2 protein-coding genes are annotated in these 647 nt (G+C 43.7%); one reads left to right on the top strand and one right to left on the bottom strand.

Translation table 11 applies throughout. The annotated features are described in order from the left end of the window. A partial coding sequence (locus A3739_RS06420; protein WP_156502404.1) for a tetratricopeptide repeat protein occupies positions 1-198 on the bottom strand: 198 nt, incomplete at its 3' end. Between the two features lie 136 nt (positions 199-334). Here A3739_RS06420 and A3739_RS06415 point away from each other — a divergent pair. After that, positions 335-647: S4 domain-containing protein (locus tag A3739_RS06415; RefSeq protein ID WP_255376769.1), on the top strand; the 313-nt coding region annotated here is incomplete at its 3' end.

Here is a 647-nt window from a genome sequence, read left to right as displayed (position 1 = left end):
ATATTTCCCAAATGGGAAGCGTGATTCGAGTTCTTCGAGCGCTAGCGTTGCTTGTTGGAAGTTACGAAGCTTGATCGATTTCTTAGCGGCTTCGTAAAGTTCTTTTTCACTGGATTCTTTTTTTGGTGCTGAGCTGCATGCAGCTAAAATCGTGGCGCTTAATACGATGATTAAACAGTGTTTGATCCACTGGGGCATAGTTGATGTTTCTCTTCGTGTTTACCGGGCCATGATCAATATTTGTTTAAAGGATTTGGATGAACACAGCTATAATGCGTCGATTATGTCATAACTTTGGGCTGTATCGTAAGAGTCCTACTGCACGGAATAGAAGATGAGTGAGCATACACGCGAGAGCGTAGAAGCGGATTTTGTAATTGATATGGAACATTCTGGGATGCGCTTAGATCAGGCGATTTCGGAATTGATGCCAGATTATTCGCGTTCGCGCCTCCAGCAATGGATTAAACAGGGTGCATTGACTGTAAATGGCGCAGTACTGAAGCCGAAAGAAAAAGTAAAAGTTAACGACTTCATCGAGCTCAGAGCGGAACTTGAAGCGCAGGGTGAGTGGAAGGCAGAGCCTGTTGATCTGGATATTGTTTATGAAGATGAAGCCATATTGATTATCAATAAGCCCGTTGGCC

Source organism: Oleiphilus sp. HI0067, from assembly GCF_001635735.1.
The sequence above is the reverse complement of the archived record's forward strand: the minus strand, read 5'-3'. Positions and strand labels throughout refer to the sequence as shown.